A 7,370-nucleotide genomic window follows, 5' to 3' on the forward strand; every position below is an offset into this window, starting at 1 on the left:
AGCCCGGTGCGGGAAAGCCGCACGCCGGTAAATACAGGGAATTGACCCTGTCGCTACAACGGGGAGGTAGTGGCTAGGATAACCTAGCCACTGCTTTACCCACTCAAGAGTTTCGGCTACGAGGGGGACGCCGAAAGTCTACGCGACTTCCGCTACCTCCTAACCGAAGATTGAGCTGACATGGACTACTAGCAGTTGAGGGCAGGCACGCCAAATCGGCCGAAAGTCCAAATGTAGGCCGTAGCGAGTGAAACGAGTTACGGCATCGCTGAACAAAAACGCCGTAACTCGCTTCACTCGCTACGGCCTACCACACCCCGGACGTTGCTGGCGACTTGGCCGTAGCTGATCCCGCTGTTTTTTTGAAATTTATGCCTGATTGGATCCCCACTTGGCCGCCCGATTGGCCAGAAATTAATTCTGCCCTGCTGGACTGTGTCGCTTCGGGACAATGGGGACGCTATCACAGCGATATTTGCAGCGAATTGGCTGCACGTCTGCAAACCGATTTCGATGTCGCACATTGTCGGCTCTGTTGCAGCGGCACCGCGGCGGTTGAAATCTCGCTGCGAGCCTGTGGCGTCAAACCCGACGACGAAGTTGTCCTGGCAGCAATGGATTACCCCGGTAATTTCCGCTGTATCGAGTCCGTCGCCGCTCGCCCGGTATTGGTGGATGTCCAGCGTGATTCGCCCTGCATTGATCCCCAAAGTCTTCGCAAAATAGCGTTGGATTCATCGTCCAATAAGCGAATTGTCGCCGTGATTGCATCCAGTTTGTACGGACACGCGGCCGATTGGGATGAACTGCAAAGCGTCTGCACAGAAAACGGCTGGAAGCTGATCAACGATGCCTGCCAAGTGATGGGCATGACAATCGATGGTAAACCGGTGGAAACATTCGGCGACATTGCGACCACCAGTTTCGGTGGCAGCAAGGTCGTCAGCGCGGGGGCAGGCGGTGCTGTCTTCACCAATGACGATCGCTTGGCTTCGCGATTGGACGCGTGGGTTAACCGGCCTAGCGAAACGTTTCCGCTCAGCCCGTTGCAAGCCGCCGTGATCGGTCCTCAATTGGATCGATTGAACAAAATGAACCAAAATCGCCGCGAAAACGTTGCTTTTTTGGCGAATTCAATTGATTCAGATGCGGATTGCAAGCTGAACGCAATGCCTAGCAAACGCGATGACGTTCAGTCCTCTTACTACAAGCTGGCGATCGAAACGTGCTCGGTCGAAACGAAGAATCAGGTCCTCGCAAAGGCAGCCGAGTCAGGTTTACCGATCGGGAAAGCGTTTCGATCGATGGACCGAAGCAGCCCAAGAAGATGCCGCAAACCTGTTCCGCTTGAAAATTCCAAGCACATCGCCGAGCAATGGATCGTGTTGGATCACCGAGCGTTGTTGATTCAGAAACAACACCAGCAAACGCTAGCTTCAGCAATTTTGTCGGCAGCCAAATTGTAGGCCGGTAACAAGACGCGACAGCGGCGCAGTTCCGGCATCGGGTGCAGGCATCAGGTGCGGTTGCCGGATGTCGCTTTGGCTCCATTCGGCCTACGTCAATCCCGCGACCAACCTACGCTTCTAGCTTTTCTCGCTTGATCAACACTTCGGCACCTGGGGTTAGGCGACGGAGTTTGCGTACGACTTCGGCCTTGTCCATCGTGCCGGCTTTGGCACGAGCCAACAGGTTTGCGGTCTTTTTCTTGCGGGTACGGCGGCGGCGGATTTCGCGGCGGCGTTCGATTCCTGAAGGCATATCGGGTCGGTTTTCGTGGGAATTGGTTGGTTGAGGATTGGGAACTATAGCGACGGAGTTTTTTTGCGTCCAGCGATCGTTTTTACGATTTCTTTTTTACGACGCCCTTCTTTTTGGTCGCTTTCTTGGTCGCGGTTTTCTTTTTAGCGGCCTTTTTCTTGGTTGCCTTCTTCTTGGCACCCTTCTTTTTGGTCGCTTTCTTCTTCTTTTTCTTCTTCTTCGACGGGCCCTTGGCGGCTCGCTCAGCCAACAGGTCCAGCGCCGCCTCGAACGTCATTTCCTTGGCGTCCATGCCCTTCCGCAGTGACGCATTGGTTTCGCCATCGGTCACATAAGGCCCAAAACGACCGTCCAAAATCTTCACCTCGCCCTCGGTAACCGGCGATGGTTTCTCGTAGACTTTCAGAGGTTCCTTTGGCGTGCCGCGTCCGCGTTGCTTAGGTTGCTTCAACAGCTCGATCGCTTTTTCCAGCGTCACATCCAACGGCGACAGATCCGCGGGCAGCGATCGCGTGTCTTTTTCGCACTTGATGTACGGTCCATAACGACCGTCAAACGCCTGGATCGGTTGACCGTTTTCCGGATTGTCGCCCAGCGTTCGCGGCAACGTTAGAAGCTTGCAAGCCATTTCAAACGTCAGGTCTTCGACCGTCATGTTTTTCAGCAAACCCTGGTTGCGTTTCTCTTCGTCATCGGGCTCGCCCAGTTGAATGTAGGGGCCGAAGCGTCCGACTTTGACGTAAACCGGTTTGCCAGTTTCAGGATGGATGCCGATCGGTTCTTCTTCGACTTGCCCTTCTTCCAACAACACCATTCCGCGAGCCAGATCCATCTCGTCGGGCGGCATGCCATCGGGAATCGAAGCTGTTCGTTCGCCCTGTTCTAGGTACGGGCCATACTTGCCGACTCGCACGTAAACCTCTTCACGATGCTCGCCAGTTTCCGGAATGCCCAGCGAAAAGCGAGCAGTTTCCTTCGGGTCGATTTCTTCCAGCTTTTCAACCAGCCGTTTTTGCAAACCGACGTTGTGTTTGTCCTCGGATGTGTCGCCAAAGTAGAACTTGCGAAGGTAATCGTCACGCTGGCCTTCATCGCGGCTGATCGAATCGAGGAAGTCTTCTAGGTCAGCCGTAAATTCGTAATCGACCAAGGTTCCAAAGTGCGTTTCCATCAGCCGCGTGACGCTGAAAGCACGCCACGTGGGAACCAATGCAGAACCCTTTTTGAAGATGTAATTTCGGCGTTCGTCCGTGATCGTGCCGATGATCGACGCGAACGTACTGGGACGCCCAATGCCGCGTTCTTCCAGCGTTCGAGTCAGCGATGCTTCGGTGTACCGAGCGGGCGGTTGGGTCGTGTGCGATTTGGGGTCCAGCTCTTTGGCGTCCAGTGATTCGCTTTCTTTGACCTGCGGCAGCAACGTTTCTTTGTTTGCCAATTCTGCTTCGGGATTGTCGCTGCCTTCCACATAGGCTCGCAGGAATCCTTCGAACAAAATCGATGTTCCTGATGCGGAAAACGTGGTGCCACCGCCGCCGATCACGACGCTGACCCGTTGCTTTTTGGCGTCCGCCATTTGACAGGCAACGGTGCGTTTCCAGATCAAATCGAACAACCGAAACTGGTCCGAATCGAGTTCGCCGCGAATGGTTTCGGGGACGCGGAACGGCGTACCGGCTGGCCGAATCGCTTCGTGAGCCTCTTGAGCGTTCTTGACCTTGCCGCTGTAGGTTCGCACCGACGGATGCAGAAAGTTTTCGCCGTATTCGCTTCGCACCAAGTCACGCGCGGCACCGACGGCTTCCTTGCTTAGCGTGGTCGAGTCGGTCCGCATGTAGGTGATGTAACCGTTTTCGTACAAACGCTGGGCGGCGCTCATCGTGCGTTTGGCGGTGAAGCCGAGTTTGCGGTTGGCTTCTTGCTGCATCGTGCTGGTCGTGAACGGCGGCAGCGGACGTTGCGAGAACGGTTTGACTTCGACCTTATCGACCTTGAAATCGGCCGTGCGAAGTTTTTCAACCAGAGCATTCGCTTCGGCCTCGCCCATTTGCATCAGGTCGTTGTTCTTGATCTTACCCGTTGCCGAATCGAAGTCGCTGCCACGAGGAATCCGTCGCCCATCGACGGTGGAAAGCATCGCAGTCAGGCTTTCTTTTTCGCCAGTTTCAAAAACGGCTTCCAAATCCCAATAAGTCGAATCGACGAACGCGATTCGGTCTCGTTCGCGGTCGACAATCAACCGCACGGCGACGCTTTGCACGCGGCCGGCACTGGTGCCCTTGCCGATCTTTCGCCACAACAGATTTGACATGTCGAAACCGTACAGCCGATCCAAAATCCGCCGTGTTTCCTGGGCCCTAACGAGGCTGCTGTCGATCTGGCGGGTCGCTTTGAGCGCGTTTTCGATCGCGTCCTTCGTGATTTCGTGAAAAACCAGTCGATGGACGGGGACTTTGGGCTTCAGAAGTTCCTGAAGGTGCCAGCTAATCGCTTCACCCTCGCGGTCTTCATCGGTCGCCAGATAGAGTTCGTCGGCTTGTTTCAGGGCGTCTTTTAGCTTTTTGACCTGCTTCTTTTTTTCGTCGGGAACGATGTACAGCGGTTCAAAGTCGGCTTCGGTGTTAACGCCAAGGTAGGCCCAGGTTTCCGCTTTGTACTTTTCGGGAACCTCTTTTTTGCCCGCCGGCAGATCTCGCACGTGCCCAATGCTGGCTTCGACGATGTAATTCGCCCCCAGATACTTCGAGATCGTGCGTGCCTTGGCTGGTGATTCGACGATCACCAAACTCTTGCCTTTACTTTTCGCCATGAACGTAGCTTTTGCGATGCTGCTTTTGTGGAAACGGTTGGAACGTGTTCTTACTCCTCTTTCAATGGGGACTCAAGTGCGGCATCTTCGTCAAGGGGTCTAAGAAATCTGGATCTTGTGCGAACTCGGCTTGACCCTTCAAATCGCCCGGCGATACCCTTTCACGAACAGACTTGCGTGCTTGCATTCATCCTGCGTGCTTCCACCGATTTTCCAAAATCCATTCACGACCCCATCTACGACATCGAAGTATGAACTACAGCCCCTTCGAGATCTTTCGCCGCAATCTAAAACCGTTGATGGTTTTCCTAACGTTGCTGGCACTGATGGCCTTCGTCGTTCTGCCGACCATGCAGTCCTACATGCAGAACCAAGCTGGCGGTGGCGGTGACGCCGTCGTGGCCAAGTTCGCCGGCGGCTCGCTGACCCAAAGCCGCGTGGACTACTTCACTCGCAATCATCAATCCACCGTTCGGTTCTTGGCCGAATTGGCCGAGCGAACGATCGCTCTGGGCGGCGTCCCCGCCACCCCCGGCTTCCAGTACGATGCCCAAAAGAAACAGATTCAGCGTCTGGGCATTAACGAAAGTCCCAGCACCGAGAGCACGATTCGGACATTCATGTTCGCCAACGAAGCCGCCAAAGAAGGCTTCGAGCTGGACGATGCGTCGCTAAGCGGATGGCTGGAATCGTTTACCGGCGGGATGATCAGCGACAGCGAAATCACCGCTCGCTTGATGAAGGCGACCGGCAACCAAATGGGCCGGCCTCACCTTTACGAACAACTTCGCAACCACTTGTTGGCCGACGTCTACCTTCGCCGCGGAAACGCTTCGCTGATGAGCACCAACGGCGTGCTGATGACGCCGGATGAGCAATGGCGAAACTTCTTGAAGCTAAACCGAAGTGCAACGGTTTCCGCCTACGGAGTTCTGGTCAACGATTACTTGGACCAAACCGACAAAACACCCAGCGACCAGCGGATTCGCGAAGTCTTCGAGGAAGGCAAGGATCGCGACCCCAACGAACAATCAGCCGAACCCGCGTTCCACCAGCAATATGCGGCCCGTTTTGAATATCTGGTCGGCGATTACCGTCAATTTCTCGATGCCGAAATCGCCAAGCTAAGCGAAGATCAAATCAAGGCGGAGTACGAACGAAGGATCAAGGGCGGCGATTTCCAGTTGCCCGAAGATGAGGAAATGGAAGAGGAAGCGTCCGAGGAAGAAGAAACAGAAACGGCTTCGGAAGCGGAACCTGCCGCGAAAGAAATGGAGGCTGAAGAAACCGAAGCTGAGGAAACGAAGACTGAAGAGACGGTCGAGGAAGCAGCCGAAGCCGCCATGGATTCAGAAACAGCTTCCGAGCAGCCCGCCACCGAAGAGCCGACCGCCGAAGAACCTGCAGTCGAAGAGCCCGCCGTCGAAGAACCAGCACCGGTTGGTGACAAGGATCAATCGCGAGCATCAAACGCAGCCAACGCCGTTCGGCTTGTTTCCGCGCAGGCGGACGCCGACGACTCTTCCGAAAAAGAACCGGAAGGAAGCGACGCCAAAGAAGAAGCTGAAACGGAAGAAGCTGAAACTGAAGAACCCGCCAAATCCAGCGGCGTGGAAACGCTTGAAGATGTCCGCGAGCAAATCGCCGAAGACTTAGCCGGACCGGCCGCTCGGGAAGCGTTGGACAAGGCGGTGACCAAGGTCAATCAAGCCATGCGAACCTACTTCAGCGAATTGGCGATCCACCAAAGCAACCTGTCCGTCGGGCAAAAGAGTGTTGAACCAACGCGTCCTGACTTGAAGGGGCTCGCCAAGGAACTTGGAATGGTTTTTGAATCCATCGGCCCACACAGCGTTACGTCGATTCAAAAAGAACCGATCGCTCAATCGTTCGAGGTCGGCAGTCAATTCGGACGGCGAGGTCCTGGATTTTCATTGATGATGTTTGGATTTTCAAACGGTCAGAACGACATCAATCCTCAACCACTTTTTGCTGCCGTTCGCACCGCCGACGATCAAAAAGGCAAGATCTACGTCTCCTGGAAGACCGACGAAACGCAAGCAAAAACACCGACGCTCGATGAAGCTCGCGATGACGTGATCATGGCCATCCGAATGCAAGAAGCACGCGAACTGGCGAAAGCAGAAGCACAAAAGATCGCGGACGCTGCCGCCAAATCGGGTGACCTGGCAGCCGAAGTTCCTGAGGACAAAAAGTCAAACTTCTACGATGGCCTCGGACCATTCACCTGGATGAACTCATTCGGTTTCTCCGGCGCAACGATTGGTAATGTGCCCGAGCTTGATTCGGTAGGCAACGAATTTATGGCAGCCACCTTCAACACCGAAGAGGGTAATTTCTCAGTTGCACCGAACCAACCCGAACGAGTTTTCTACGTGGTTCAACCGACCAAATTTGAGCCCGCCGTGGAAGAACTTCAAGAGCAGTTCAAACAACCGGTCAACCGAATGATGGCCCGAATGGTCTCCACCGACATCAACGAAGTCCTCAGCGGCTACTACGATTCAGTCGACGAAAAAGCAGGCTTCGAGTCGTTCGTCGAAGCCGAGTAGAGATTCAATTGCTTAACCGCGCGGGCATTGCCCCGCGCGTCGTGCTGGCCCCACATCACGTGGGGCGATGCCTGGGCTGATGAAAATGCGGTGGGTGATGTTATTCGCGAACCAGTCGAACATTGCAAATTGCAAAATGAACATTGCAAATTGAAAATTCTTGGGAAGCGGTATTTGCTGGTCAATTTACATTTTTCAGTGTTCATTTTGCAATTTGCAATCAACAC

General features: G+C 54.5%; 4 protein-coding genes. 2 read left to right on the plus strand and 2 right to left on the minus strand.

The window, feature by feature from the left end; genetic code table 11:
• Positions 1–371: 371 nt before the first annotated feature.
• Entirely contained in the window at positions 372–1,466 is a 1,095-nt protein-coding gene (locus RC85_RS24120; protein WP_068267307.1) for a DegT/DnrJ/EryC1/StrS family aminotransferase, read from the plus strand.
• Between the two features lie 112 nt (positions 1,467–1,578).
• Here the strand turns inward: RC85_RS24120 and RC85_RS24125 are convergent, their stop codons facing one another.
• Together RC85_RS24125 and topA are read right to left on the minus strand one after the other, a co-directional pair.
• A complete protein-coding gene (locus tag RC85_RS24125; RefSeq protein ID WP_068267308.1) occupies positions 1,579–1,761 on the minus strand; it encodes a DUF6800 family protein in 183 nt (60 codons plus the stop codon).
• A gap of 82 nt (positions 1,762–1,843) precedes the next feature.
• Positions 1,844–4,570 carry a type I DNA topoisomerase gene (gene topA / locus RC85_RS24130; protein ID WP_084422987.1) on the minus strand — a complete coding sequence of 909 codons (2,727 nt, stop codon included), beginning with the start codon at positions 4,568–4,570 and terminating at the stop codon, positions 1,844–1,846.
• Positions 4,571–4,821: 251 nt separating this feature from the next.
• Between topA and RC85_RS24135 the strand changes: the two genes are divergently transcribed.
• Positions 4,822–7,143, plus strand: coding sequence for a hypothetical protein (locus tag RC85_RS24135; protein ID WP_068267310.1), 2,322 nt, complete (start codon positions 4,822–4,824; stop codon positions 7,141–7,143).
• Positions 7,144–7,370: the final 227 nt, after the last annotated feature.

It is taken from the genome of Rubripirellula obstinata (assembly GCF_001642955.1).
Taxonomy (GTDB): domain Bacteria; phylum Planctomycetota; class Planctomycetia; order Pirellulales; family Pirellulaceae; genus Rubripirellula; species Rubripirellula obstinata.